Raw genomic sequence first — 1,197 nt, 5'->3', positions numbered from 1 at the left:
GGTAATCCCCCCATTTCTAATACACGTCAGAAATAGAGGTCAGGCCACCAGGGCCAATTTCTGTTTAGGGGTGATGCCGCCGAGGGCCATATTCGGACGTTCGTGATTGTATGTCCAGATCCAGTGCGTGCCGTAATCCTGAACCTGCGCTATCGATTCAAACAGATAATGGCCCAGCCAGTCGTAACGCACCGTGCGGTTGTAGCGCTCAACGTAGGCGTTTTGTTGCGGGTTACCCGGCTGAATATATTCCAGGCGGATACCCCGTTTCTCGGCCCACCCAGTGAGTTTGGCACTTATAAATTCCGGGCCGTTATCGCTGCGGATTGCCTGTGGTTTTCCGCGCCATTCAATCACTTGATCCAGCGCTCGTATCACACGCTCGGCCGGAAGCGAAAAATCAATCTCCATGCTCAGGGCTTCCCGGTTGAAGTCGTCAATCAGATTGAAAACCCGAAAGCTGCGTCCGTCCGACAACTGGTCGTGCATAAAGTCCATCGACCAGCACTGATTACTGCCATCAGGCACCGCCAGTGGCTCGGGCTTCTCGCGCACGATACGTTTGTGCGGTTTGATCCGCAGGTTCAGCTCCAGCGCGCGGTAAATCCGGTACACCCGCTTGTGGTTCCAGCGGTAGCCTTTGACGTTGCGCAGGTACAGAAAGCACAAGCCAAACCCCCAGTTACGCTGGTTATGCGTGAGTCGGATCAATTGATCGGCGATCTCGGCGTTTTCAGACGACAAGCGTGGTTGATAGCGGTAGCACGTGATGCTGACACCGAATGCAAGGCATGCCAGCTTGATACTGCACCGACCTGAACGAACCGCTTCCTGCGCCATCTCTCGTCGCCGCGATGGCTTCACCACTTTTTTGCCAAGGCTTCCTGGATAATTTCGGCTTTGAGACGCTCTTCGGCGTACATTTTTTTGAGGCGCCGGTTCTCCTCCTCCAGTTCGCGCAACCGAGCCATCAGCGATGCGTCCATGCCGCCGAACTTGGTGCGCCACTTGTAGAAGGTGGCCGAGCTGATACCGTGCTCGCGGCACAGTTCTGGCACTGGGCTTCCAGCCTCGGCTTGCTTGAGGACGGCCATGATTTGGCTGTCTGAAAAACGCGATGTCTTCACGCAAAATTTCCTTGATCCGATCAGGAGAAAATTCTACTTCCAGCGAGTACTTTTTTCAGGGGGGATTACC

The 1,197-nt window shown here is 54.8% G+C and carries 1 protein-coding gene; it reads right to left on the bottom strand.

Features of this window, described 5'->3' with window-relative positions; genetic code table 11:
* Positions 1 to 39: 39 nt before the first annotated feature.
* Positions 40 to 1,127 (bottom strand): IS3 family transposase gene (locus tag ACZRJQ_RS22000; RefSeq protein WP_463980363.1). Its coding sequence is split into 2 segments (ribosomal slippage): positions 40 to 875 and positions 875 to 1,127, totalling 1,089 coding nucleotides; the frame shifts between segments, so codons are not numbered across the junction.
* Between the last annotated feature and the right edge of the window lie 70 nt (positions 1,128 to 1,197).

The organism is Pseudomonas sp. E315 (assembly GCF_055406205.1).
Note: the sequence above shows the minus strand (reverse complement) of the source record. Positions and strands in the feature narration are given on the sequence as shown.